General features: G+C 54.8%; 18 protein-coding genes. 14 read left to right on the plus strand and 4 right to left on the minus strand.

All coding sequences use genetic code 11. The features are described from left to right. The first annotated feature begins 64 nt into the window (after window positions 1-64). From ACR42C_RS07860 to ACR42C_RS07900, 9 genes are all read left to right on the plus strand, one after another. Complete coding sequence (locus ACR42C_RS07860) at window positions 65-3,760, plus strand: DNA translocase FtsK 4TM domain-containing protein (protein ID WP_320720187.1); 3,696 nt, start codon at window positions 65-67, stop codon at window positions 3,758-3,760. Between the two features lie 128 nt (window positions 3,761-3,888). Then, window positions 3,889-4,503 (plus strand): outer membrane lipoprotein periplasmic chaperone LolA, encoded by a 615-nt coding sequence (gene lolA, locus ACR42C_RS07865; RefSeq protein ID WP_116340976.1) that lies wholly within the window; start codon window positions 3,889-3,891, stop codon window positions 4,501-4,503. 9 nt (window positions 4,504-4,512) lie between these two features. Further along, window positions 4,513-5,856: a replication-associated recombination protein RarA gene (rarA, locus tag ACR42C_RS07870; protein ID WP_163328579.1), complete on the plus strand. Its 1,344-nt coding sequence runs from the start codon at window positions 4,513-4,515 to the stop codon at window positions 5,854-5,856. 92 nt (window positions 5,857-5,948) lie between these two features. After that, entirely contained in the window at window positions 5,949-7,241 is a 1,293-nt protein-coding gene (serS, locus tag ACR42C_RS07875) for a serine--tRNA ligase (protein WP_008499983.1), read from the plus strand. 211 nt (window positions 7,242-7,452) lie between these two features. Further along, a complete protein-coding gene (gene dmsA / locus ACR42C_RS07880; protein ID WP_479984981.1) occupies window positions 7,453-9,897 on the plus strand; it encodes a dimethylsulfoxide reductase subunit A in 2,445 nt (814 codons plus the stop codon). A 10-nt stretch (window positions 9,898-9,907) separates the two neighbouring features. Beyond that, on the plus strand, window positions 9,908-10,525 hold the full coding sequence (locus tag ACR42C_RS07885) for a DMSO/selenate family reductase complex B subunit (RefSeq protein ID WP_116340970.1): 618 nt from the start codon (window positions 9,908-9,910) through the stop codon (window positions 10,523-10,525). A gap of 1 nt (window position 10,526) precedes the next feature. Beyond that, window positions 10,527-11,390, plus strand: a complete 864-nt coding sequence (locus ACR42C_RS07890; protein ID WP_316380044.1) for a dimethyl sulfoxide reductase anchor subunit family protein — start codon at window positions 10,527-10,529, stop codon at window positions 11,388-11,390. A gap of 274 nt (window positions 11,391-11,664) precedes the next feature. Then, window positions 11,665-12,813: an MFS transporter gene (locus ACR42C_RS07895; RefSeq protein WP_049136505.1), complete on the plus strand. Its 1,149-nt coding sequence runs from the start codon at window positions 11,665-11,667 to the stop codon at window positions 12,811-12,813. A gap of 123 nt (window positions 12,814-12,936) precedes the next feature. Then, window positions 12,937-13,467, plus strand: a complete 531-nt coding sequence (locus tag ACR42C_RS07900) for an anti-virulence regulator CigR family protein (RefSeq protein WP_061098704.1) — start codon at window positions 12,937-12,939, stop codon at window positions 13,465-13,467. Window positions 13,468-13,503: 36 nt separating this feature from the next. On the opposite strand, the gene pflA is transcribed toward ACR42C_RS07900, so the two are convergent. The 4 genes from pflA to ycaO form a co-directional block, all read right to left on the minus strand. Beyond that, window positions 13,504-14,244: a pyruvate formate lyase 1-activating protein gene (gene pflA / locus ACR42C_RS07905; RefSeq protein ID WP_014883212.1), complete on the minus strand. Its 741-nt coding sequence runs from the start codon at window positions 14,242-14,244 to the stop codon at window positions 13,504-13,506. Between the two features lie 203 nt (window positions 14,245-14,447). Next, window positions 14,448-16,730: a formate C-acetyltransferase gene (gene pflB / locus ACR42C_RS07910; RefSeq protein ID WP_023338210.1), complete on the minus strand. Its 2,283-nt coding sequence runs from the start codon at window positions 16,728-16,730 to the stop codon at window positions 14,448-14,450. 51 nt (window positions 16,731-16,781) lie between these two features. Next, window positions 16,782-17,639, minus strand: coding sequence for a formate transporter FocA (gene focA, locus ACR42C_RS07915; RefSeq protein ID WP_162874957.1), 858 nt, complete (start codon window positions 17,637-17,639; stop codon window positions 16,782-16,784). Between the two features lie 406 nt (window positions 17,640-18,045). After that, on the minus strand, window positions 18,046-19,806 hold the full coding sequence (gene ycaO / locus ACR42C_RS07920; RefSeq protein WP_479984982.1) for a 30S ribosomal protein S12 methylthiotransferase accessory factor YcaO: 1,761 nt from the start codon (window positions 19,804-19,806) through the stop codon (window positions 18,046-18,048). 127 nt (window positions 19,807-19,933) lie between these two features. Here ycaO and ACR42C_RS07925 point away from each other — a divergent pair, with 127 nt between their 5' ends. From ACR42C_RS07925 to rpsA, 5 genes are all read left to right on the plus strand, one after another. After that, on the plus strand, window positions 19,934-20,626 hold the full coding sequence (locus tag ACR42C_RS07925) for a DUF421 domain-containing protein (protein ID WP_479984983.1): 693 nt from the start codon (window positions 19,934-19,936) through the stop codon (window positions 20,624-20,626). 162 nt (window positions 20,627-20,788) lie between these two features. After that, window positions 20,789-21,877 carry a 3-phosphoserine/phosphohydroxythreonine transaminase gene (gene serC, locus ACR42C_RS07930; protein ID WP_479984984.1) on the plus strand — a complete coding sequence of 363 codons (1,089 nt, stop codon included), beginning with the start codon at window positions 20,789-20,791 and terminating at the stop codon, window positions 21,875-21,877. Between the two features lie 69 nt (window positions 21,878-21,946). Then, window positions 21,947-23,230: a 3-phosphoshikimate 1-carboxyvinyltransferase gene (gene aroA / locus ACR42C_RS07935; RefSeq protein WP_233002288.1), complete on the plus strand. Its 1,284-nt coding sequence runs from the start codon at window positions 21,947-21,949 to the stop codon at window positions 23,228-23,230. Between the two features lie 185 nt (window positions 23,231-23,415). Next, the gene (gene cmk / locus ACR42C_RS07940; protein WP_024907794.1) at window positions 23,416-24,099 is read left to right on the plus strand and encodes a (d)CMP kinase; all 684 of its coding nucleotides are present in this window, start codon (window positions 23,416-23,418) and stop codon (window positions 24,097-24,099) included. A 111-nt stretch (window positions 24,100-24,210) separates the two neighbouring features. Beyond that, entirely contained in the window at window positions 24,211-25,884 is a 1,674-nt protein-coding gene (gene rpsA / locus ACR42C_RS07945; RefSeq protein ID WP_008499966.1) for a 30S ribosomal protein S1, read from the plus strand. Window positions 25,885-26,049 lie beyond the last annotated feature (165 nt).

Below are 26,049 nucleotides of genomic sequence, written 5' to 3' on the forward strand. Positions count from 1 at the left end.
GCCCCGGCGCTGTTGTCCGTTTTAGCAAACAGGCAGGATATGCCTGATACCTGGAGAGCCTTTCTTGAGCCAGGAATACACTGAAGACAAAGAAGTCACACTATCGAAGCTAAGCAGCGGACGTCGTCTTCTCGAGGCTTTGCTGATCGTTATTGCCCTTTTTGCCGTCTGGCTGATGGCAGCCTTACTCAGTTTCAACCCTTCCGATCCCAGCTGGTCGCAAACCGCGTGGCATGAGCCTATCCATAATTTAGGCGGCGTACCCGGAGCCTGGCTTGCGGACACGCTCTTTTTCATTTTCGGTGTAATGGCCTACACCATTCCCGTCATTATTATTGGCGGATGCTGGTTTGCATGGCGTCATCGTCAGAACGATGATTACATCGATTATTTCGCGGTTTCCCTGCGCCTGATTGGCGCGCTGGCGCTGATCCTCACCTCCTGCGGGCTGGCGGCGATTAACGCCGATGATATCTGGTACTTCGCCTCCGGCGGGGTAATTGGCAGCCTGCTGAGCTCTGCGCTACAGCCGATGCTTCACAGTAGCGGCGGCACGCTGGCGCTGCTCTGCATCTGGGCGGCAGGGCTGACGCTGTTTACCGGCTGGTCATGGGTGAGCATTGCCGAGAAGATCGGCAGCTTTATTCTTACGATCCTGACCTTCGCCAGCAACCGTACCCGCCGCGACGACACGTGGGTCGATGAAGAAGAATATGAAGATGAGTACGAAGAGGAAGACGATGTTCCGGTGCAGCGTCGTGAATCTCGTCGTGCTCGTATTCTGCGCGGTGCCCTGGCGCGTCGCCAGCGCGTTGCTGAAAAATTTGCTAACCCGCTTGGACGCAAAACCGATGCGGCGCTCTTCTCCGGTAAGCGTATGGATGAAGATGAGCAGGTTGAGTACCGCGCAGCGGGTAGCGCAGTAGATCCAGATGATGTGCTTTTCTCCGGCAACCGTGCGATGCCGGGTGATTTCGATGAATACGATCCGCTGCTTAACGGGCATACCGTTACCGCGCCGGTTGCCGCAGCCGCAGCAGCAACGACCGCAGCACAGGCGTATGCCGCCCCTGTCGAAGCCGTGATGCCATCCGCGCCGGTTCCACCACCGGAATCCGTTATCCAGCAGCCTCAGGTTGCCTGGCAGACCGCACCGGGTGTCCACACGCCGGAGCCCGTTATCGCGCCTGAACCAGAGAGCTATGTCCCTGTGCAGCAGGAGCAGTGGCAGCAGCCTTATCAGCCGCCGCAACCTGAGTATGAACCGCAGCACTATGAGCAGCCTGCGGCCCAGCCTTATCAGGCGCATGCCCCTGAACCGGTTGAACCCACGCAGCCTTATGTGGAGCCTCAGCCTGAACCTGAGGTGGTGGAAGAGGTGAAACCGTCTCGTCCGCCAATGTACTATTTTGAAGAAGTTGAAGAACGCCGGGCTCGTGAACGCGAACAGCTGGCGGCATGGTATCAGCCTGTGCCTGAACCGGTGCAGGAGCCGGTTACAAAGGCACCTTCAGTTTCGGTTCCGCCGGTCGACCCGACGCCTGCTGTTGCCCCCGTAGCGGAAAGCGTGAAGCAGGCTTCTGCGGCCTCAGCGGCGGCAGCACCGGTATTTAGCCTGGCAACGGGCGGTGCGCCGCGTCCGCAGGTGAAAGAGGGAATTGGTCCCCAACTGCCTCGCCCTAACCGCGTCCGCGTTCCAACCCGACGTGAGCTTGCCTCCTATGGTATCAAGCTGCCTTCCCAGCGGATGGCCGAAGAAAAAGCGCGTGAGACGGACTATGAAGATGATGCCGATGAAATGCAGCAGGACGAACTGGCCCGCCAGTTCGCCGCGCAGCAGAATCAGCGCTACGGTGAAGCCTATCAGCACGATGAACCGATGCTGGAAGACGAAGATGACGCGGCTGAAGCCGAATTAGCGCGTCAGTTTGCGGCAACCCAGCAGCAACGTTACTCCGGTGAACAGCCTGCTGGCGCGAACCCGTTCTCATTATCGGATTTCGAGTTCTCACCAATGAAAGATCTGGTGGATGATGGTCCGAGCGAGCCTCTGTTCACCCCGAGCGTGATGCCTGAAGCAGAGCCTGTGCGCCAGCAGCCGGCGCCGCAGGCACAGACATACGCGCAGCCGCAGCAACCTGTTCAGCAGCCGTATGCGCAACCGCAGCAGCCGCAACAACAGCCGCCGCAGTTCCAGCAGCCAGCGCCACAGCCTCAGGAGAGCCTGATTCACCCGCTGCTGATGCGTAACGGTGACAGCCGTCCGCTGCAGCGTCCGAGCACGCCGCTGCCGTCGCTGGATCTGCTGACGCCGCCGCCGGCTGAAGTCGAGCCGGTTGATACGTTTGCTCTGGAGCAGATGGCCCGTCTGGTGGAAGCCCGTCTGGCAGACTTCCGCATCAAGGCGGACGTGGTGAATTACTCACCGGGCCCGGTTATTACCCGTTTCGAACTTAACCTGGCGCCGGGCGTCAAAGCCGCGCGCATTTCTAACCTGTCCCGCGATCTGGCGCGTTCTCTGTCGACCGTTGCGGTACGTGTGGTGGAAGTGATTCCGGGTAAACCGTACGTTGGCCTTGAGCTGCCGAATAAGAAACGTCAGACCGTTTACCTGCGCGAAGTGCTGGATAACACCAAGTTCCGCGATAACCCATCCCCGCTGACCGTAGTGTTGGGTAAAGATATCGCCGGCGACCCGGTGGTGGCTGACCTCGCGAAAATGCCTCACCTGCTGGTAGCGGGTACCACCGGTTCCGGTAAGTCCGTCGGTGTGAACGCCATGATCCTCAGCATGCTCTACAAAGCGCAGCCGGAAGATGTGCGTTTCATCATGATCGACCCGAAAATGCTCGAACTGTCGGTCTACGAAGGCATTCCGCATCTGCTGACGGAAGTGGTCACCGACATGAAAGACGCCGCCAACGCCCTGCGCTGGAGCGTCAACGAGATGGAGCGCCGCTACAAGCTGATGTCTGCGCTGGGCGTGCGTAACCTGGCCGGCTATAACGAGAAAATCGCCGAGGCGGCGCGCATGGGCCGTCCAATCCCGGATCCTTACTGGAAACCGGGTGACAGTATGGATGCACAGCATCCGGTGCTGGAGAAACTGCCTTATATCGTCGTGCTGGTGGATGAATTCGCCGACCTGATGATGACCGTCGGTAAGAAAGTGGAAGAGCTGATCGCGCGTCTGGCACAGAAAGCGCGTGCGGCAGGTATTCACCTGGTGCTGGCGACCCAGCGTCCGTCCGTGGATGTTATCACCGGCCTGATTAAGGCGAACATACCGACTCGTATCGCGTTTACCGTTTCGAGCAAAATTGACTCCCGTACCATTCTCGACCAGGGCGGCGCTGAGTCTCTGCTGGGAATGGGGGACATGCTGTACTCCGGCCCGAACTCCACCTCACCGGTGCGCGTACACGGTGCGTTCGTTCGCGACCAGGAAGTACACGCGGTGGTGCAGGACTGGAAAGCGCGCGGACGTCCGCAGTACGTTGACGGTATTACCTCCGACAGCGAAAGCGAAGGTGGCGGCGGTGGCTTTGACGGCGGTGAAGAGCTGGATCCGTTATTCGATCAGGCGGTTAACTTCGTCACTGAAAAACGTAAAGCCTCCATCTCTGGCGTGCAGCGTCAGTTCCGCATCGGCTATAACCGCGCGGCACGTATCATCGAGCAGATGGAAGCGCAGGGCATCGTGAGCGAGCAGGGGCACAACGGTAACCGTGAGGTGCTGGCTCCGCCGCCGTTTGATTAACCCTCAACATTTGCAAAGAAGGGTAAATCAGCAAAAATTAAGCATTTTCTTCTGTCGCCTGCCTGCGGGCAGGTCCAGAATAGATGACGGAACCCCCATTTCGGGAAGACGTATTTTAAGGAATAACAATGAAAAAAATCGCCATCGCCTGTGCATTACTCACCAGTTTTGTTGCCAGCAGCGTCTGGGCTGATGCAGCCAGCGACCTTAAAAGCCGACTGGACAAAGTCAGCAGCTTCCACGCCAGCTTCACGCAAAAAGTGACAGACGGCAGCGGCAACGCGGTGCAGGAAGGACAGGGGGATTTGTGGGTGAAACGCCCTAATCTGTTTAACTGGCATATGACCCAGCCTGATGAAAGTATTTTGGTGTCAGATGGTAAAACCCTGTGGTTCTTCAACCCGTTCGTTGAGCAGGCCACGGCGACCTGGCTGAAGGACGCGACCAGCAACACGCCGTTTATGCTGATTGCCCGCAACCAGGCCAGCGACTGGCAGCAGTACAATATTAAACAGAAGGGTGACGAATTTGTCCTGACGCCGAAAGGCAGTAACGGCAACCTGAAGCAGTTCACCATCAACGTAAGCACCAACGGTACCATTAACCAGTTCGGCGCGGTTGAGCAAGACGATCAGCGCAGCAGCTACCAGCTTAAATCTCAGCAGAACGGCGCTGTTGACGCATCGAAATTCACCTTTACCCCGCCGCAGGGCGTAACGGTGGACGACCAACGCAATAAGTAAGAGGCATGAGTGGGCAATCTGTCGCTCGATTTTTCAGATAACGCGTTTCAACCTCTGGCCGCCCGTATGCGGCCAGAAAATTTAGCGCAGTATATTGGTCAGCAGCATCTGCTGGCTGCGGGGAAACCCTTGCCGCGCGCCATTGAGGCCGGGCATTTACACTCGATGATCCTCTGGGGACCTCCGGGCACCGGCAAAACCACGCTTGCAGAAGTGATCGCCCGGTATGCTAACGCGGACGTTGAGCGTATCTCTGCGGTGACGTCGGGGGTGAAGGAGATCCGCGAGGCGATCGAGCGAGCGCGGCAGAACCGCAATGCCGGACGCCGCACTATTCTCTTTGTCGACGAAGTCCACCGCTTCAACAAGAGCCAGCAGGATGCCTTCCTGCCGCATATTGAAGACGGCACAATCTTCTTCATCGGGGCGACCACCGAAAATCCATCGTTTGAACTGAACTCGGCGCTGCTGTCCCGCGCGCGCGTTTATTTGCTTAAATCCCTGACCACCGAGGATATCGAAAAGGTCCTCACGCAGGCGATGGAGGATAAGGCGCGGGGCTACGGCGGGCAGGATATCGTGCTGCCTGACGACACGCGACGTGCGATTGCGGAGCTGGTCAACGGCGATGCGCGTCGGGCGCTAAACACGCTGGAAATGATGGCCGATATGGCCGAAGTGGATGATGCCGGGAAGCGGGTGCTGAAGCAGGAGCTGCTGACCGAAATTGCCGGGGAGCGCAGCGCGCGTTTCGATAATAAAGGCGACCGTTTCTACGACCTGATTTCGGCGCTGCATAAGTCCGTGCGCGGCAGCGCTCCGGATGCAGCGCTGTACTGGTACGCGCGTATCATCACCGCGGGTGGCGATCCGCTATATGTTGCGCGCCGCTGCCTGGCAATTGCGTCAGAAGATGTTGGCAATGCCGACCCGCGCGCCATGCAGGTTGCGATCTCGGCCTGGGACTGCTTTACCCGCGTAGGCCCGGCGGAAGGCGAGCGTGCCATTGCCCAGGCGATTGTCTATCTGGCCTGTGCACCGAAAAGCAACGCCGTCTATACCGCATTTAAAGCCGCGATGTCGGATGCGCGCGAACGTCCTGACTACGATGTACCGGTCCACCTGCGCAATGCGCCAACCAAACTGATGAAAGAGATGGGTTACGGGCAGGAGTATCGCTACGCCCATGATGAACCCAACGCCTACGCCGCTGGCGAGGAATATTTCCCGCAGGAAATGGCACAAACCCGCTATTATCACCCCACAAACAGAGGTCTTGAGGGCAAGATTGGCGAAAAGCTCGCCTGGCTTGCCGGACAGGATCAAAATAGCCCCATAAAACGCTACCGTTAGCGCTATCGTTGCGGTAATGTTGGCGTAGTATCCCTGTGGCTGCAGGCTGTGGTCACATTTTCCTATTTTAATTCGATAAGCACAGGATAAGCATGCTCGATCCCAATCTGCTGCGTAATGAGCCAGACGCAGTCGCTGAAAAACTGGCACGCCGGGGCTTTAAGCTGGATGTAGATAAGCTGCGCGCTCTTGAAGAGCGTCGTAAAGTTCTGCAGGTACAAACTGAAAATCTGCAGGCAGAGCGTAACTCTCGATCGAAATCCATTGGCCAGGCGAAAGCGCGCGGGGAAGATATTGAGCCATTACGCCTGGAAGTGAACAAACTGGGTGAAGAGCTGGATCAGGCGAAAGCGGAGCTGGACGTTCTTCAGGCCGAAATTCGTGATATCGCCCTGGCGATCCCGAACATTCCTGATGACAGCGTGCCTGTCGGCAAAGACGAGAACGACAACGTTGAAGTGAAACGCTGGGGCACGCCTCGCGAGTTCGACTTCGAGGTGCGCGATCACGTGACGCTGGGCGAAATGCACGCGGGCCTGGACTTTGCAGCAGCGGTTAAGCTGACCGGTTCTCGCTTCGTGGTGATGAAAGGCCAGATTGCCCATCTGCACCGCGCGCTGGCGCAGTTCATGCTGGATCTGCACACCGAACAGCATGGCTACAGCGAAACCTACGTTCCGTATCTGGTTAACCACGATACGCTGTACGGCACGGGCCAGCTGCCGAAATTTGCCGGCGATCTGTTCCATACCCGCCCGCTGGACGAAGAGGCAGACAGCAGCAACTACGCGCTGATCCCAACCGCGGAAGTACCGCTGACCAACCTCGTACGTGATGAGATCATCGACGAAGATGACCTGCCAATTAAGCTGACAGCACATTCTCCGTGCTTCCGTTCTGAAGCGGGCTCTTACGGTCGTGACACGCGCGGTCTGATCCGTATGCACCAGTTCGACAAAGTTGAGATGGTGCAGATCGTTCGTCCGGAAGAGTCCATGGACGCGCTGGAAGAGATGACCGGCCACGCGGAAAAAGTGCTGGAGCTGCTGGGGCTGCCGTACCGTCGTATGGCGCTGTGCACTGGTGACATGGGCTTTGGTGCCTGCAAAACCTTCGACCTGGAAGTCTGGGTACCTGCGCAGAATACCTACCGTGAGATCTCCTCCTGCTCTAACGTCTGGGATTTCCAGGCGCGCCGCATGCAGGCACGCTGCCGCAGCAAGTCTGACAAGAAAACCCGTCTGGTGCATACCCTGAACGGCTCTGGTCTGGCCGTTGGCCGTACGCTGGTTGCCGTACTGGAAAACTACCAGCAGGCAGATGGCCGCATCGAGATCCCTGAAGTGCTGCGTCCATACATGAAAGGCCAGCAGTACATCGGCTGATAATTTGTCTTAAAACAAAAAAGCGCCTCAGGGCGCTTTTTTTATGCCTTTGATTTGATACGAAGCAATAACCTCTCCCTCTAAAGTAGTAATACTCCTCCGAATGAAAGTCAGCATAAAAAGCTGATAACGAAGAAATTCGTTATAAATAAAACTATATAGCGGTCTATGCCGCCTCTCATTTCTTTGTGAGCAACCAAAGTGAGTCTTTATGAAAATCAACGCGCCTGAAGCGTTAATGGCTGCCGAGGTCACTCGCCGTGGGTTGATGAAAACCACGGCAATTGGCGGCCTGGCCGTAGCCAGTAGTGCCTTCACGCTCCCTTTCACCCGACTGGCGTCGGCGGCAGATGCACTGTCCCCAGCCTCAGCTCCGGAAAAAGTGGTGTGGAGTGCCTGTACCGTAAACTGCGGTAGCCGTTGTCCGCTGCGTATGCATGTAGTGGATGGTGAAATTAAATATGTCGAAACCGACAATACCGGGGACGATAACTACGAAGGGTTACATCAGGTTCGCGCCTGTCTGCGCGGTCGCTCCATGCGTCGTCGCGTGTATAATCCGGACCGCCTGAAGTATCCGATGAAGCGCGTCGGTAAGCGTGGGGAAGGGAAGTTCGAGCGTATTAGCTGGGATGAAGCCTACGACATCATCGTCACCAATATGCAGCGCCTTATCAAAGAGTACGGCAACGAATCCATCTACCTGAACTACGGCACCGGGACGCTCGGCGGCACGCTGACCCGCTCCTGGCCGCCGGGTAAAACGCTGGTGGCGCGCCTGATGAACTGCTGCGGCGGTTATCTCAACCACTACGGCGACTACTCTTCCGCGCAGATTGCAGCGGGTCTCAACTATACCTACGGCGGCTGGGCGGACGGCAACAGCCCGTCTGATATCGAAAACAGTAAGCTGGTCGTGCTGTTTGGCAATAACCCGGGCGAAACCCGCATGAGCGGCGGCGGGGTAACCTACTACCTCGAACAGGCCCGCGCAAAATCCAATGCTCGCATGATCATCATCGATCCGCGCTATACCGACACCGGTGCCGGACGTGAAGACGAGTGGATACCAATCCGTCCGGGTACCGATGCGGCGCTGGTTTCCGCGCTGGCGTGGGTGATGATCACCGAAAACCTCGTCGATCAGCCTTTCCTGGATAAATACTGCGTCGGCTATGACGAGAAAACCCTGCCCGCCAGCGCGCCGGCTAACGGTCACTACAAGGCGTATATTCTCGGTCAGGGCAGCGATGGCGTGGCGAAAACGCCCGAGTGGGCCTCCACCATCACCGGTATTCCGGTGGCGCGTATCGTTCAGCTGGCGCGTGAGATTGGCTCAGCCAAACCGGCCTATATCAGCCAGGGCTGGGGACCGCAGCGTCATGCGAACGGCGAAATCGCGACCCGTGCCATCTCAATGCTTTCTATTCTGACGGGTAACGTGGGCGTTCACGGCGGAAACACCGGCGCGCGTGAAGGCTCTTATGAAGTGCCGTTTGAACGTATGCCGACGCTGGATAACCCTGTTCAGACCAGCATCTCCATGTTTATGTGGACCGATGCGATCGAACGCGGCCCGGAAATGACCGCCCTGCGCGATGGCGTGCGCGGCAAGGACAAGCTGGACGTGCCGATCAAGATGATCTGGAACTATGCCGGTAACTGTCTCATCAACCAGCACTCTGAAATCAACCGCACCCATGAAATCCTGCAGGATGACAAGAAGTGCGAGATGATTGTGGTGATTGACTGCCACATGACCTCCTCGGCGAAATATGCCGATATCCTGCTGCCGGACTGCACCGCCTCTGAGCAGATGGATTTCGCGCTGGACGCCTCCTGCGGCAACATGTCCTACGTGATCTTTACCGACCAGGCGATTAAACCGCGCTTCGAGTGTAAAACCATCTATGAGATGACCTCTGAGCTGGCGAAACGTCTTGGCGTTGAGCCGCAGTTTACCGAGGGACGTACTCAGGAAGGGTGGATGCGCCATCTGCATGAACTTTCCCGTAAAGCGATCCCTGACCTGCCGGATTTCGATACCTTCCGCAAGCAGGGTATGTACAAAAAGCGCGATCCGGAAGGGCACCACGTGGCGTACAAAGCGTTCCGTGAAGATCCGCAGGCGAATCCGCTGACCACGCCATCGGGCAAAATCGAGATCTACTCCGAAGAGCTGGCAAAAATCGCGTCGACCTGGGAACTGCCGGAAGGGGACGTTATCGATCCGCTGCCGATCTACACGCCTGGTTTTGAAAACTATAACGATCCGCTGACGGCGAAATTCCCGCTGCAGCTGACCGGTTTCCACTACAAAGCGCGAGTGCACTCCACCTACGGCAACGTCGACGTACTGAAAGCCGCCTGCCGTCAGGAGATGTGGATCAACCCGATGGATGCCAAAGCTCGCGGCATCGGCAATGGCGATCGCGTGCGTATCTTCAACGGTCGCGGCGAGGTACACATTGAGGCCAAAGTGACGCCGCGCATGATGCCAGGCGTGGTGGCGCTGGGGGAAGGGGCCTGGTACAGCCCCGATGCCAACCGCATCGACCAGGCGGGCAGTATTAACGTGCTGACCACGCAACGTCCGTCGCCGCTGGCGAAGGGCAACCCATCCCACACAAACCTTGTCCAGGTTGAAAAGGTTTAAGGAGTAACCGATGACAACCCAGTATGGATTTTTCATTGATTCCAGCCGTTGCACCGGGTGCAAAACCTGCGAGCTGGCCTGTAAAGATTACAAAGATCTTACTCCGGATGTGAGCTTCCGCCGCATCTACGAATACGCCGGGGGCGACTGGCAGGAAGATAACGGCGTCTGGCATCAGAACGTCTTTGCATATTACCTGTCGATTGCCTGTAACCACTGTGAAGATCCGGCCTGCACCAAGGTCTGCCCGAGCGGGGCGATGCACAAGCGGGAAGACGGTTTTGTGGTGGTGGATGAAGATGTCTGCATCGGCTGCCGCTACTGCCATATGGCGTGCCCGTACGGCGCGCCGCAGTACAACGCCGCCAAAGGGCATATGACCAAGTGCGACGGCTGCCACAGCCGCGTAGCGGATGGTAAGAAACCCATCTGCGTCGAGTCCTGTCCACTCCGCGCGCTGGACTTTGGTCCTGTTGAAGAGCTGCGACAAAAACACGGTCAGCTTGCCGCAGTGGCACCGCTGCCGTCAGCGCACTTCACGAAGCCGAGTATTGTCATTAAACCTAACGCCAACAGCCGTCCGACGGGTGACACCACCGGCTACCTGGCAAATCCGAAGGAGGTGTAAGATGGGAAGTGGATGGCATGAATGGCCGCTGATGATCTTCACTGTCTTTGGTCAGTGCGTGGCGGGCGGCTTCATCGTACTCGCGCTGGCGCTGTTGAAAGGCGATCTCAACGCTGAACAGCAGCAGCGTCTGGTGTTGAGCATGTTTGGCCTGTGGGTGCTGATGGGAATTGGCTTTATCGCCTCCACGCTGCACCTGGGTTCGCCGATGCGCGCGTTTAACTCTCTGAACCGCGTAGGAGCGTCGTCCCTCAGTAACGAGATTGCGAGCGGGGCAATTTTCTTTGCCGTCGGCGGGCTGGGCTGGCTGCTGGCCGCGATGAAGAAATTGCCTGCGGGTCTGCGAAGCCTGTGGCTGATCGTCACCATGGTGCTGGGAGTAGTGTTCGTGTGGATGATGGTGCGCGTCTATAACACCATCGATACCGTCCCAACCTGGTACAGCGTCTGGACGCCGATGAGCTTCTTCCTGACGATGTTTATCGGCGGGCCGTTGCTGGGCTACCTGCTGCTGCGCGTGGCGGGTATCGACGGGTGGGCAATGCGTCTTCTGCCCGCCGTTTCGCTGCTGGCGCTGGTGGTGAGTGCGATGGTTGCTCTGATGCAGGGGGCTGAGCTGGCAACTATTCACAGCTCCATTCAGCAGGCGTCCGCCCTGGTTCCTGATTACGGTTCTCTGATGGCCTGGCGCATCGTTCTGCTGGTCGCGGCGTTGGTATTCTGGATCGCTCCTCAGCTTAAAGGTTATCAGCCCGCGCTGCCGCTGCTGTCACTGGCCTTTGTGCTGGTACTGGCAGGGGAGTTGATTGGTCGCGGCATTTTCTACGAGTTGCATATGACCGTTGGTATGGCTATCGCCAGTTAACGTTGCATTTAGTTATATCAAGCCGGGCCTGAGTGCCCGGCTTTTTCTTTTTCGATCATGAAATTTTTCGACTGTCGTTTTGTTTTAATTTCGGTCATTAATAAATAAAAACAGACACATAATTAATATCTATAGCAGGCGCTGCATTAGCAGGATAAGTTTTTTAAATCGACAGGGAACATATTGTGCGAGCCAGCTAAATCAGTGGATTGACTTTGTTTTTGCCAGTGGCATGATGCGCACGAAATCTGAACTTCCTCACGGTTTTTAATCCATGACCACCTATACCCGGCCAGTGCTCCTGTTGCTCTGTGGCCTGCTTCTGTTGACCCTGGCGATCGCAGTGTTAAACACGCTCGTCCCGTTGTGGCTCGCCCATGAAAACTTACCGACCTGGCAGGTGGGTATGGTCAGCTCGTCCTTTTTCACCGGGAACCTGCTGGGCACGTTATTAACCGGGAGCCTGATTAAGCGCTTCGGCTTTAATCGCAGCTATTATCTGGCCTCGCTGATTTTTGCTGCCGGGTGCGCCGGGTTGGGCCTGATGGTCGGCTTCTGGAGCTGGATGGCGTGGCGCTTTATCGCCGGTATCGGCTGCGCGATGATTTGGGTGGTGGTTGAAAGTGCGCTGATGTGCAGCGGCACCTCCCGCAACCGCGGACGTCTGCTGGCGGCCTACATGATGGTTTACTACGTCGGCACCGTGCTGGGTCAACTGATGGTCAGCAAGCTGCCAACCGACCTGATGAGCGTGCTGCCGTGGGTGACTGGCATGGTGCTGGCGGCGATCCTGCCGCTGCTCTTTACGCGCATTGTGAACCAAAACAGCGAACATCAGGAAGCGACCCACGTCTGGCCAATGCTGAGACTCCGTCAGGCGCGTCTGGGCGTTAACGGCTGCATTATCTCAGGGATTGTACTGGGCTCGCTCTACGGCCTGATGCCGCTCTACCTGAACCATCAGGGGGTCAGTGATTCCGGAATCGGCTTCTGGATGGCGGTGATGGTGAGCGCGGGTATTGTGGGTCAGTGGCCGATTGGCCGCCTGGCGGACCGCTTTGGTCGTCTGCTGGTGCTGCGCGTTCAGGTCTTCGTGGTGATCATGGGATGCCTCGCCATGCTCAGCAACGCCGCGATGGCGCCCGCGCTGTTTATTCTGGGGGCTGCCGGCTTTACGCTCTATCCGGTCGCGATGGCCTGGGCCTGTGAGAAAGTTGAACATCACCAGCTGGTGGCAATGAATCAGGCGCTGTTACTGAGCTATACTATCGGCAGTTTATTAGGGCCGACGTTTACCGCGATGCTGATGCAGAATTATTCCGATAATTTATTGTTTATCATGATCGCCAGCGTGTCGTTTATTTATCTCTTAATGCTGCTGCGTAAAGCGGGCGAGCATCCAACGCCTGTGGCTCACGCCTGATTAAATAAAAGCCTGTTATAGACAGGCTTTTTTATCCCTGTCACATATAAGACTTTTACGTATTGTTTGTTTTTCCCGCCTGGCGATAATTCAAATGAGTTCTACCACTAAAAGGCAACAATCATGTCTATACGTCGTTTTTCCACTACCGCACTTGCCGTAGTGTTGTCTTTAACGTTTGCAACGGCTCCGGTCATGGCTAATCCTGGTAACGGGAACGGCGGTGGTCACGGAAACGGTGGCGGACAAGGTAATGGCGGCAATCATGGTAACGGGAATTCTGGTAACTCCGGTAACCATGGTAATAAGCAAAATAGCGGAAAGGATAACCCTGGAAAATCGGATAAGAGCTTCAAAAACAGCAAAGATGTCGGTAATGACGTTGATGCTCGCGTGAGCTTCGATCATGCCCGCCACCTGGCACTGAATTACGGCTTAACGGGCTATGAGTCTCTGCCTCCGGGTATTGCAAAAAACCTCGCCCGCGGTAAACCACTTCCTCCGGGCATTGCGAAGAAAACCGTGCCAGCGTCTATGCTCGGCCAGCTTCCTTCCTACCCTGGCTATGAATGGCGCGTCGTGGGTGACGATCTGGTCTTAATTGCGCTGAGTACGGCGATTGTGACTTCCGTTATTAACGGCGTCTTTAAATAGAATATAAAAAGGCCCGGTTCTCACCGGGCCTTCTCTTTAATACATGACCTTGTGACCGTACTGCTCAAGAATACCTTTCACGCGCTCCATCGTCTCTTTCTTCGGCGGCTTCACGCCATCGAGTTTGTACTCTTCGCCCATCGCCACCCATTTGTGTTTACCCAGCTCGTGATAGGGCAGAAGCTCAATTTTCTCGACATTGCCCATGTCGCGGGTAAATTCCCCCAGGCGGTGCGCGGAATCATCGTCATCTGACCAACCGGGAACTACAACGTAGCGGATCCAGGTTTTGATGCCTTTGTCGGCAATGTATTTGGCAAACTCCAGCGTACGGTGGTTAGAAACGCCAACCAAATTCTGGTGGATCTCATCGTTCATCTGTTTGAGATCGAGCATCACCAGATCGGTCACTTCGAGCAGTTCATCAATAACCGGATCGTAGCGGCGCACAAAGCCGTTGGTGTCGAGACAGGTATGAATACCTTCTTTACGGCAGGCGCGGAACCAGTCGCGGACAAACTCAGCCTGAAGAATAGCTTCACCGCCGGACGCGGTCACGCCACCGCCGGACGCATTCATAAAGTGGCGGTAGGTCACCACCTCTTTCATCAAATCTTCCACGGTGACTTCTTTACCGCCGTGCGTGTCCCAGGTATCACGGTTATGGCAGTACAGGCAGCGCATCAGGCAGCCCTGGAAAAAGGTAATAAAGCGGATCCCCGGGCCATCGACGGTACCACAGGATTCAAAGGAGTGAATGCGACCAATAGTTGACATTGCGGTGATATCTCCGAATTTGGCCCATCCGGGGGCCTGTGTAGTTGCACAGCTCAAAGGCTATGTCGAGTCTGTTTTGGCTGTTATCCATAGAGTATAGATAGCGGACAAAAGAGACTGATGAAGCGAGGGTGTTAAAAAGGCCCCACTTGCGTGGAGCCTTTATTGTACGCTTTTTAACGCGTGATTTCAGTCAATTCCACTTACATGGACTGAGTGAAAGTACGGGTGATAACGTCCTGCTGCTGTTCTTTAGTCAGGGAGTTAAAACGTACTGCGTAGCCAGATACGCGGATGGTCAGCTGAGGATATTTCTCAGGGTGTTCCATCGCGTCGAGCAGCATTTCACGGTTCATTACGTTCACGTTCAGGTGCTGACCACCTTCGATGGACGCTTCGTGGTGGAAGTAACCATCCATCAGACCCGCGAGGTTAGTTTTACGCACTTCGTCGTCTTTACCCAGCGCGTTTGGCACGATAGAGAAGGTGTAAGAGATACCATCTTTCGCGTAAGCAAACGGCAGTTTAGCAACGGAGGTCAGAGAGGCAACCGCACCTTTCTGGTCACGACCGTGCATTGGGTTAGCACCTGGGCCGAATGGCGCGCCAGCACGACGACCGTCTGGGGTGTTACCGGTTTTCTTACCATACACAACGTTAGAGGTGATGGTCAGAACAGACTGAGTCGGGATAGCGTTACGGTAGGTAGTCAGTTTCTGAATTTTCTTCATGAAACGTTCTACCAGGTCAACTGCCATGTCATCAACGCGAGCGTCGTTGTTACCAAACTGCGGATATTCGCCTTCGATTTCGAAGTCTACGGCCAGGCCGTCTTCGTCACGAATTGGTTTAACTTTCGCGTATTTGATTGCAGACAGGGAGTCAGCAGCAACGGACAGACCAGCGATACCACACGCCATGGTGCGGATAACGTCACGGTCGTGCAGCGCCATCAGAGAGGCTTCGTAGCTGTACTTGTCGTGCATGTAGTGGATAACGTTCAGTGCAGTGACGTACTGTTTAGCCAGCCAGTCCATGAAGTGGTCCATGCGCTCCATGACTTCGTCATAGTTCAGCACGTCACCTTTGATTGGCTCAGACTTAGGACCAACCTGCATTTTCAGTTTTTCATCAACGCCGCCGTTGATAGCGTACAGCATGGTTTTCGCCAGGTTTGCACGCGCACCGAAGAACTGCATTTGTTTACCAACAACCATTGGGCTTACGCAGCAAGCGATAGCGTAATCGTCGTTGTTGAAGTCCGGACGCATCAGGTCATCGTTCTCGTACTGCAGAGAAGAGGTGTCGATGGACACTTTAGCGGCGAATTTCTTGAAGTTCAGAGGCAGTTTTTCAGACCACAGAACGGTGATGTTCGGCTCCGGAGAAGGACCCATGGTGTACAGGGTGTTCAGGAAGCGGAAGCTGTTTTTGGTAACCAGCGTACGGCCGTCAACGCCCATACCACCGATTGATTCTGTTGCCCAGATTGGGTCACCAGAGAACAGTTCATCGTATTCAGGGGTACGCAGGAAGCGAACCATACGCAGTTTCATGACCAGGTGGTCAATCATTTCCTGAGCGTCTTGCTCGGTGATTTTGCCTGCTTTCAGGTCACGTTCGATGTACGCATCCAGGAAGGTAGACACGCGACCGAAGGACATTGCTGCACCGTTCTGAGACTTAACCGCAGCCAGGTAGCCGAAGTAGGTCCACTGGATAGCTTCCTGAGCGTTGGTTGCAGGACCAGAGATATCGCAGCCGTATTTCGCAGCCATCTCTTTGATCTGACCCAGTGCGCGGTGCTGTTCAGCAATTTCTTCACGCAGACGGATAGTCGCTTCCAGGTTTACGCCGTTTTCCAGATCGGACTGCAGGGAAACAAACTGCGCGTACTTGTCTTTCATCAGGAAGTCGATGCCGTACAGCGCAACGCGACGGTAGTCACCGATGATACGACCACGACCATATGCATCTGGCAGACCCGTCAGAACGCCAGATTTACGGCAGTTCAGAATGTCTTTGGTGTAAACATCGAATACGCCCTGGTTGTGGGTTTTGCGGTATTCGGTGAAGATTTTTTTCAGCATTGGGTCCAGCTCGCGGTTATACGCTTTGCAGGAACCTTCAACCATTTTGATACCACCGAACGGGATGATTGCGCGTTTCAGTGGTGCTTCAGTCTGCAGACCAACGATTTTCTCAAGGGCTTTGTTGATGTAGCCAGCATCGTGAGAAGTGATGGTGGAAGCAACGGAGGTGTCAAAATCAACTGGCGCGTGAGTGCGGTTTTCCAGTTTAACGCCTTCCATTACGCTGTCCCACAGCTTGGTGGTCGCATCAGTTGCGCCAGCCAGGAAGGATTCGTCACCTTCATACGGGGTATAGTTTTTCTGAATGAAGTCGCGGACGTTTACTTCATTCTGCCAGTCACCTTTCGCAAAACCTTCCCAGGCTGTGGCTAACTTTTCATTAAGCTCGGACATGTAACACCTACCTTCTTAAGTGGATTTTTTATTTACTGCCTGAGAAAACCATCAATGATGATCGTCGCCACGCAGGTAAATGACCCAGTATGTCAACCCAACTAACAGACCCCCACCGATAATGTTCCCGATAGTGACGGGGATCAGGTTATCAGTAATGAAATTCATAATAGTCAGGTGAGAGAAACTTTCCGGGGATGAACCAACTGCGGTCCAGAACTCCGGGCTTGCAAAGTTGCGGATAACAATCCCCATCGGGATCATGAACATATTCGCAATACTGTGCTCAAAGCCGCTGGCAACAAACATCGCAACCGGCAGAACCATAATCATGGCTTTATCCATCAGGCTACGACCCGAGTAGCTCATCCAGACCGCCAGGCAGACCATCAGGTTTGCGAGGATGCCGAGAGCAACGGCTTCGATAAATGTGTGATGCATTTTGTGGTCGGCGGTCTGCAGGACGTTAAGGCCCCAGCCGCCGTTGGCGGTCATATACTCGCCAGAGAGCCACATCAACAGAACAAAGAGCAGACAGCCAATCAGGTTACCAACGTAGACGTTAAGCCAGTTGCGCGCCAGTTGACCCCAGGTAATTCTTCCGCTGGCCTTTGCCACGACAATCAGCACCGTTGAGGTGAAGAGGTCGGCGCCGCAGATGACGCAGAGAATCAGGCCCAGTGAGAAGCAAATGCCGCCAATCAGTTTAGCTATGCCGAAAGGCATTCCGGCAGTACCGGTGGTGGCGGTGATGTAGAAGACGAAAGCGATTGAGATGAACACACCTGCGGTGATCGCCAGATAGAACGTCTTCATCGGGTGTTTCGTTGCTTTATAGACACCCGCTTCTTCGGCAACTTTTGCCATCGCGGCGGGGAGTAAAAGATCAAAAGGGTTGTCAGCTTTCACACTAACTCTCTCTTTATTAAGTCGGCGACGAGATACTAACAAAGCATTATAGAAGAGAAATTGATATAGATCATATCTCGCCTGGCTTATAGGCCCGCAGTGTGTATGGTTTTACAACAAATGCGGAGTAAGTATTTGATTATCCGTATAAAAATAAATTTTAAAAGTTATGAAAAGAGTTGAATTTTTTCGTTCGGCCCCCTTCGAAACAGTTAATTAATATGGGGTATTTACCATAAAAAGTAACAATAAAGCCCAGGCAAATATTATTATATTTACCCATGTTTAACTTTATTATTACAATCAATAATCATTGCCGAAGAGAATAAAAAACGGGGCAATGAAATTGCCCCGTAATATAGCCCAGACGATTGAATACGCCTACTGCTGTTAATGTTATGTGCGCTTATTTTGACCAGTAAGCGGCTTTTGCTTTCTGCAGCTTTTCATAGGCCTTCAGCAGAGACTGATGCGCCGGGAAGGCTTTCAAATCGCTGTCAACTGCCTGCAGACCGTAGAACGGCTCTTCACCGCTCAGCGCCGCGCTGGCGGCTTCAACCGCTTCAGCACCGTACATACGTACGAAAGCGTTCAGGTACTGCAGTGGCTCGCGATCGTCTTCCTGTGCAAGCAGCAACAGGGTTTGCAGACAGCGGTAATAGTTGGTGCGCTCGGCGGAGAAGACCGACTGGTTAAACTCCATGGTCCATTCGGTCCAGGCCAGGGCCTGATCCAGATCGCCGCCCGCCAGCGCCAGCATCGCTTTCAGTTCGCCGATGCGCAGGGTGTACCAGCCGTTGTCTTTCCCGGTCGCCAGACCCAGCAGTTCGCGCACGCGGGTAAAATCATCGTGGCCCTCATCGTCCAGCTGGGCGATCAGGTTGAGATAATCTTCTTTCTCCCACTCGCTGCCCGGCAGGGACAGCAGGGTCTCACGCAGGTGCGCGCCCATGCTGTTGTTAGCCAGCCACAAATCTTCCGCCGGATAGATGTCGGACATGCCGGGCACGATGATGCGGCACGCGTAAACGCCCAGGTGTTCGTAGTCGGCAATGTAGACTTCCTGATCTTCGGCGTTGAAGATTGCCATCAGCGTGGCGAACTCTTCTTCCGTGGTACCGGCAAAGCTCCAGTCCACGAACGGATAGTCCGCGTCCTGCTTGAACATATCCCAGGAGATCAAACCGCTGGAGTCGATGAAGTGGGTTTCGAGGTTGGTATGCTCGGCCACTTCTTCATCGTCAAACGTTGGCGGGGTAAACACGTCGAGATCTTTCAGGCTACGGCCCTGCAGCAGCTCGGTCACGGTACGCTCCAGCGCCACACCGAAGTCAGGATGCGCGCCGAACGAGGCAAAGCAGGTGCCGTTAGTCGGGTTAAACAGCACGACGCAGATAACCGGATATTTACCGCCCAGCGAGCCGTCGTAGGCAAAGATTGGGAAACCTTCCGCTTCCAGCTTCGCGATGGATTCCACCACGCCCGGGTAGCGCGCCAGCACGTCCGCCGGGATCTCCGGCAGGCTGATGGATTCAGCGATGATGCGGTTTTTAATGTGACGCTCGAACACCTCAGACAGGCCCTGCACGCGTGCTTCGTTGCGGGTGTTACCGGCGGACATGCCGTTGGACACATACAGGTTGCCGACGATGTTCATCGGAATATAAACGGTCTGCTCGTCAGACTGACGGGTGAACGGCAGGGCGCAGATACCGCGATCTTCGTTACCCGATTGCAGATCGATCAGCATGCTGGCAGTCAGTTCGTTTTCTGGATCGTAGAAAGCGCGCAGGCGTTGATCGAGGATCCCTTCCGGCAGTTCGTCGTCTTCGGTCAGCGGGAACCATTTTTCGTTCGGATAGTGAACGAAAGGACCGTTGGCGATGGTTTCACCCAGCCAGAAGTCAGCAAAGAAATAGTTGGTGGACAGACGCTCAAAATACTCACCCAGCGCAGAGACCAGTGCCGCTTTTTTCGTCGCGCCTTTACCGTTGGTAAAGCAGAGCGCGCAGTCTTTGTCGCGAATGTGCACGGACCAGACGTGAGGCACCGGGTTGAGCCAGGAGGCTTCTTCGATGTTAAAGCCCAGGTCGGTCAGTTTCTGCTGGAAGCGAGCGATGGAATCTTCCAGAGCGGCGTCTTTGCCGGGGATAAACGTTTGAGTCATGGCGTTCACTTTTATCGTACGTAAAGCGCGCAATGATACGGGTTTTGAGTGACGGGTGCTATCTCCGGCGAAAATAAATGGCTGGGCTATGCTTAGTGACAGTAACTGACTGTTAAGGCATAGAAAAATGAAAGCATTTGATCTCCAGCGGATGGCGTTTGATAAAGTTCCTCCTGAATTTCTGGGCGAAGTGGCGCTGCGAAGCCTGTATACCTTCGTACTCGTCTTCCTGTTTCTTAAAATCACCGGCCGTCGCGGCGTTCGGCAGATGTCGCTGTTTGAGGTGCTGATCATTCTGACGCTGGGCTCGGCGGCGGGAGACGTCGCCTTTTATGACGATGTGCCGATGGTGCCGGTATTTATCGTTTTTGTCTCACTGGCGCTACTTTACCGTCTTGTCATGTGGCTGATGTCGAAAAGCGAAAAGCTGGAAGATCTGTTCGAAGGGAAGCCGGTGGTTATCGTCGAGGACGGCCAACTGGCCTGGGAAAATGTGCAAAGCGCCAATATGACCGAGTTTGAGTTCTTTATGGAGCTTCGCCTGAACAGCGTTGAGCAACTGGGGCAGGTGCGTCTGGCGATTATGGAAACCAACGGCCAAATCAGCGTCTATTACTATTCTGACGACGAGGTGAAGCCGGGACTGTGTATCCTGCCGGATATGCTCATAGAGCGTTTCAGAACGGTACCTGAATCAGGCGAGTATGCTTGCGTAAGATGTAGCCATGTTGTCGCGATGCAGCCAGGGGATCGTCAATTATGCCCCCGCTGTGCAAATCCGGAATGGACGAAGGTTAGCCGGGCCAAACGTATTACCTGACAGCCATTTTGTCGGTTTTGTCGTATCGAGGCGGCAGATTGTTTTGTGTGACGCGGGGCACATTTCCCCGGTCATAAGTTTTAGACATTGCGGCGCGTGTCACTGAATGATAAAACCGATATCCACAGTTATAACTTATGGCTTTTAGCGTGGTGAGGGGAAATGGCTCAAGTCTTTAATTTCAGTTCAGGTCCGGCAATGTTACCGGCAGACGTGCTTAAACAGGCTCAACAGGAGCTGTGTGACTGGAACGGTCTGGGTACGTCGGTGATGGAAATCAGCCACCGTGGTAAAGAGTTTATTCAGGTGGCCGAAGAGGCAGAAAAGGATTTTCGCGATCTGCTGAATATTCCCTCGAACTACAAAGTATTGTTCTGCCACGGCGGCGGCCGCGGTCAGTTTGCAGGCGTACCGCTGAATATCCTCGGTGACAAAATGACGGCTGACTACGTTGACGCGGGTTACTGGGCGGCAAGCGCCGTTAAAGAAGCGCATAAATATTGCACGCCGAATGTTATCGATGCCAAAGTGACCGTTGACGGTCTGCGCGCCGTGAAGCCTATGAGCGAGTGGCAGCTTTCTGATAACGCCGCCTATCTTCACTACTGCCCGAACGAAACCATTGACGGGATTGCCATCGACGAGACGCCAAACTTTGGCAAAGATGTTGTGGTTGCCGCCGACTTCTCCTCCACCATTTTGTCTGCGCCACTTGACGTCAGCCGCTACGGCATTATCTATGCGGGCGCGCAGAAAAATATCGGTCCTGCGGGCCTGACTATCGTCATCGTGCGTGAAGACTTGCTGGGTAAAGCGCATAAATCCTGCCCGTCGATTCTCGACTACACCGTGCTGAACGATAACGACTCCATGTTCAACACCCCACCAACGTTTGCCTGGTACCTCTCCGGCCTGGTCTTCAAATGGCTGAAGCAAAACGGCGGCGTGGCGCAGATGGACAAGGTGAATCAGCAGAAAGCCGAACTGCTGTATGGCGTGATCGACAAGAGCGATTTCTACCGCAACGATGTAGCGAAAGCTAACCGTTCCCGCATGAACGTGCCATTCCAGCTGGCGGACAGCAGCCTGGACAAAGTGTTCCTGGAAGAGTCCTTCGCGGCAGGCCTGCACGCGCTCAAGGGCCACCGTGTGGTGGGCGGCATGCGTGCCTCTATCTATAACGCGATGCCGCTGGAAGGCGTTAAGGCCCTGACGGATTTCATGATCGACTTTGAACGTCGTCACGGTTAATTTGCTGTTTTTCACCCCCGCAGCGTCCCTGCGGGGTTTTTATTATGTTGAGTTGAGAGTTTAGTTTTCATGGAATCCCTGACGTTACAACCTATCGCGCGGGTAGATGGCACCATCAATCTGCCTGGTTCAAAAAGTGTCTCGAACCGCGCTCTGCTGCTGGCAGCTCTGGCAAACGGCACCACCGTCCTCACTAACCTGCTGGACAGCGATGACGTGCGCCATATGCTCAATGCGCTGAAAGCGTTGGGCGTTCATTACACACTCTCTGACGATCGTACCCGCTGCGAAGTGACCGGCAACGGCGGCGCACTGCAGGCGAGTGAAGAGCTTGAGCTGTTTCTGGGCAACGCGGGTACCGCGATGCGTCCGCTGGCGGCGGCCCTGTGCCTGGGGAGCAACAACATCGTGCTGACCGGCGAGCCGCGTATGAAAGAGCGTCCGATAGGTCATCTGGTAGATGCCCTGCGTCAGGGCGGCGCGCAGATTGACTATCTGGAGCAGGAAAATTATCCGCCACTGCGTCTGCGCGGGGGCTTTACCGGCGGTCACGTCGAGGTTGACGGCAGCGTCTCCAGCCAGTTCCTGACGGCACTGCTGATGACCGCGCCGCTGGCCCCACAGGATACGGTTATCACGATTAAAGGTGAGCTGGTCTCCAAACCGTATATTGATATCACGCTGCACCTGATGAAAACCTTCGGCGTTGAGGTGGAAAACCAGTCTTACCAGCGCTTCGTGGTGCGCGGGGCACAGCGGTATCAGTCTCCGGGTAACTACCTGGTGGAAGGGGATGCGTCATCCGCGTCCTACTTCCTGGCCGCGGGGGCGATTAAAGGCGGTACGGTAAAAGTGACCGGCATTGGCCGCAACAGCGTGCAGGGCGATATTCGTTTTGCGGACGTGCTGGAAAAAATGGGCGCTATTGTCACCTGGGGCGATGACTTCATCTCCTGTACCCGCGGCGAGCTGAACGCCATCGACATGGACATGAACCATATCCCGGATGCGGCGATGACCATTGCCACGGCGGCGCTGTTTGCCAAAGGCACCACCACGCTGCGTAACATCTACAACTGGCGCGTAAAAGAGACGGACCGCCTGTTCGCAATGGCGACAGAGCTGCGTAAAGTCGGCGCTGAGGTAGAAGAGGGCGAAGATTACATTCGCGTTACCCCTCCGGCAAAACTGCAGTTTGCGGAAATCGGGACCTATAACGATCACCGTATGGCGATGTGTTTCTCGCTGGTGGCGCTGTCCGATACCCCTGTGACCATTCTCGATCCGAAATGTACGGCAAAAACCTTCCCGGACTATTTCGAACAGCTGGCGCGCATTAGCACCCTGGCATAATGAATACCTGCCGCATCACCTGATGCGGCATTTCCTTACGCTTCCTGACGATCTTTCCCGCTCATTTCTTCTACACTCTGCTTCAATCATTCCGCAATTTGCACGCAAAGGTAACAGTTGCGCACGTTGGCGCGTATAATGCGCGGCGTTCATGTTAACGGTATGCCTTATTTAAGGAGAAAAAGATGACGGCAATTGCCCCGGTAATCACCATTGATGGGCCGAGTGGCGCAGGGAAAGGTACTCTGTGCAAAGCGATGGCGGAAGCATTGCAATGGCATCTTTTAGATTCGGGAGCAATCTATCGCGTGCTGGCGCTGGCTGCGCTGCATCATCATGTGGATGTCGCCTCTGAAGAAGCGCTGGTACCGCTGGCTGCGCATCTGGATGTGCGTTTTGTTTCCACCGATGGCAACCTGGAAGTGATTCTGGAAGGTGAAGACGTGAGCGGCGAAATCCGTACGCAGGAAGTCGCTAATGCGGCCTCTCAGGTGGCCGCTTTCCCACGCGTTCGCGAGGCGCTGCTACGTCGGCAGCGTGCGTTTCGTGAAGCCCCGGGTCTGATCGCTGACGGACGCGACATGGGAACCGTAGTATTTCCTGATGCACCAGTAAAAATTTTCCTTGACGCCTCTTCGGAAGAGCGTGCTCAACGCCGCATGCTTCAGTTGCAGGAAAAGGGGTTTAGTGTTAACTTTGATCGCCTTTTATCCGAGATAAAAGAGCGCGATGACCGCGATCGTAACCGCGCCGTCGCACCACTTGTTCCTGCAGAAGATGCTTTAGTACTGGATTCAACCAGTTTAACTATTGAGCAAGTGATTGAAAAAGCGCTACAATATGCGCGCCAAAAACTGGCACTCGCGTAATTGCGACCGATTTAGCAGTACCCCCGCTGCAATGGACTGACGGCGGGTATGTGAAACAACCCCATCCGGCACGGAGCCAGGTGGACGTTAATATTAACCTGAAGATTAAACATGACTGAATCTTTTGCTCAACTGTTTGAAGAATCCTTAAAAGAAATCGAAACCCGTCCGGGTTCCATCGTTCGCGGTGTTGTTGTTGCTATCGACAAAGACGTAGTACTGGTTGACGCCGGTCTGAAATCTGAGTCCGCCATTCCGGCTGAGCAGTTCAAAAACGCCCAGGGCGAGCTGGAAATCCAGGTTGGTGACGAAGTTGACGTTGCTCTGGACGCAGTAGAAGACGGCTTCGGCGAAACCCTGCTGTCTCGTGAGAAAGCTAAACGTCACGAAGCATGGATCACGCTGGAGAAAGCTTACGAAGAAGCTGAAACTGTGGTCGGTGTTATCAACGGCAAAGTTAAAGGTGGCTTCACTGTTGAGCTGAATGGTATTCGTGCGTTCCTGCCAGGTTCACTGGTAGACGTTCGTCCAGTCCGTGACACCCTGCACCTCGAAGGCAAAGAGCTTGAGTTCAAAGTAATCAAGCTGGACCAGAAGCGTAACAACGTTGTTGTTTCCCGTCGTGCCGTTATCGAATCCGAAAACAGCGCAGAACGCGATCAGCTGCTGGAAAACCTGCAGGAAGGCATGGAAGTCAAAGGTATCGTTAAGAACCTCACTGACTACGGCGCATTCGTTGACCTGGGCGGCGTTGATGGCCTGCTGCACATCACCGACATGGCGTGGAAACGCGTTAAGCACCCAAGCGAAATCGTGAACGTGGGCGACGAAATCACTGTTAAAGTGCTGAAGTTCGACCGCGAGCGTACTCGTGTATCCCTCGGCCTGAAACAGCTGGGCGAAGATCCATGGGTAGCTATCGCTAAGCGTTACCCAGAAGGTACTAAACTGACTGGTCGCGTAACCAACCTGACCGACTACGGCTGCTTCGTTGAAATCGAAGAAGGCGTTGAAGGCCTGGTGCACGTTTCCGAAATGGACTGGACCAACAAAAACATCCACCCATCCAAAGTTGTTAACGTTGGTGATGTAGTGGAAGTGATGGTTCTGGATATCGACGAAGAACGTCGTCGTATCTCCCTGGGCCTGAAACAGTGCAAAAACAACCCATGGCAGCAGTTCGCGGAAACCCACAACAAGGGCGACCGTGTTGAAGGTAAAATCAAGTCTATCACTGACTTCGGTATCTTCATCGGCCTGGACGGCGGCATCGATGGCCTGGTTCACCTGTCTGACATCTCCTGGAACGTTGCAGGCGAAGAAGCAGTTCGTGAATACAAAAAAGGCGACGAAATCGCTGCAGTTGTTCTGCAGGTTGACGCAGAGCGTGAGCGTATCTCCCTGGGCGTTAAACAGCTCGCAGAAGATCCGTTCAACAACTGGGTTGCACTGAACAAGAAAGGCGCAATCGTAAACGGTAAAGTGACTGCAGTTGACGCTAAAGGCGCAACCGTAGAACTGGCTGACGGCGTTGAAGGTTACCTGCGCGCTTCTGAAGCTTCACGTGACCGCGTTGAAGATGCCACTCTGGTTCTGAACGTTGGCGACGACGTTGAAGCTAAGTTCACCGGTGTTGACCGTAAGAACCGTGCAATCAGCCTGTCTGTTCGTGCTAAAGACGAAGCTGATGAGAAAGATGCAATCGCAACTGTTAACAAACAGGAAGATGCAAACTTCTCTAACAACGCAATGGCTGAAGCTTTCAAAGCAGCTAAAGGCGAGTAATATCAGGTTCTCGGCATCATTTGAGCTGTAACGCATTTACAGCGCGAAGGATGAGGAGCAGACTTGACAGATTGCAGGATTCGTCCTGTAATCAATAACAAAGGGCGGCTACGGCCGCCCTTGTTTAATAAGCTGTTCAGCTAATTGGTTTGAAAGGAACCGGAG

The organism is Enterobacter sp. MG-EB028 (assembly GCF_056673305.1).

Bases quoted from the DNA above. Each gene is read 5' to 3' on its own strand.
- ACR42C_RS07885 (WP_116340970.1), top strand. From the start codon at position 9,908: ATGACAACCCAGTATGGATTTTTCATTGATTCCAGCCGTTGCACCGGG.
- ACR42C_RS07925 (WP_479984983.1), top strand. From the start codon at position 19,934: ATGAAAGCATTTGATCTCCAGCGGATGGCGTTTGATAAAGTTCCTCCT.
- ACR42C_RS07890 (WP_316380044.1), top strand. From the start codon at position 10,527: ATGGGAAGTGGATGGCATGAATGGCCGCTGATGATCTTCACTGTCTTT.
- lolA (WP_116340976.1), top strand. From the start codon at position 3,889: ATGAAAAAAATCGCCATCGCCTGTGCATTACTCACCAGTTTTGTTGCC.
- ACR42C_RS07900 (WP_061098704.1), top strand. From the start codon at position 12,937: ATGTCTATACGTCGTTTTTCCACTACCGCACTTGCCGTAGTGTTGTCT.
- serS (WP_008499983.1), top strand. From the start codon at position 5,949: ATGCTCGATCCCAATCTGCTGCGTAATGAGCCAGACGCAGTCGCTGAA.
- cmk (WP_024907794.1), top strand. From the start codon at position 23,416: ATGACGGCAATTGCCCCGGTAATCACCATTGATGGGCCGAGTGGCGCA.
- ycaO (WP_479984982.1), bottom strand. From the start codon at position 19,806: ATGACTCAAACGTTTATCCCCGGCAAAGACGCCGCTCTGGAAGATTCC.
- pflB (WP_023338210.1), bottom strand. From the start codon at position 16,730: ATGTCCGAGCTTAATGAAAAGTTAGCCACAGCCTGGGAAGGTTTTGCG.
- serC (WP_479984984.1), top strand. From the start codon at position 20,789: ATGGCTCAAGTCTTTAATTTCAGTTCAGGTCCGGCAATGTTACCGGCA.
- pflA (WP_014883212.1), bottom strand. From the start codon at position 14,244: ATGTCAACTATTGGTCGCATTCACTCCTTTGAATCCTGTGGTACCGTC.
- dmsA (WP_479984981.1), top strand. From the start codon at position 7,453: ATGAAAATCAACGCGCCTGAAGCGTTAATGGCTGCCGAGGTCACTCGC.
- aroA (WP_233002288.1), top strand. From the start codon at position 21,947: ATGGAATCCCTGACGTTACAACCTATCGCGCGGGTAGATGGCACCATC.
- ACR42C_RS07895 (WP_049136505.1), top strand. From the start codon at position 11,665: ATGACCACCTATACCCGGCCAGTGCTCCTGTTGCTCTGTGGCCTGCTT.
- rpsA (WP_008499966.1), top strand. From the start codon at position 24,211: ATGACTGAATCTTTTGCTCAACTGTTTGAAGAATCCTTAAAAGAAATC.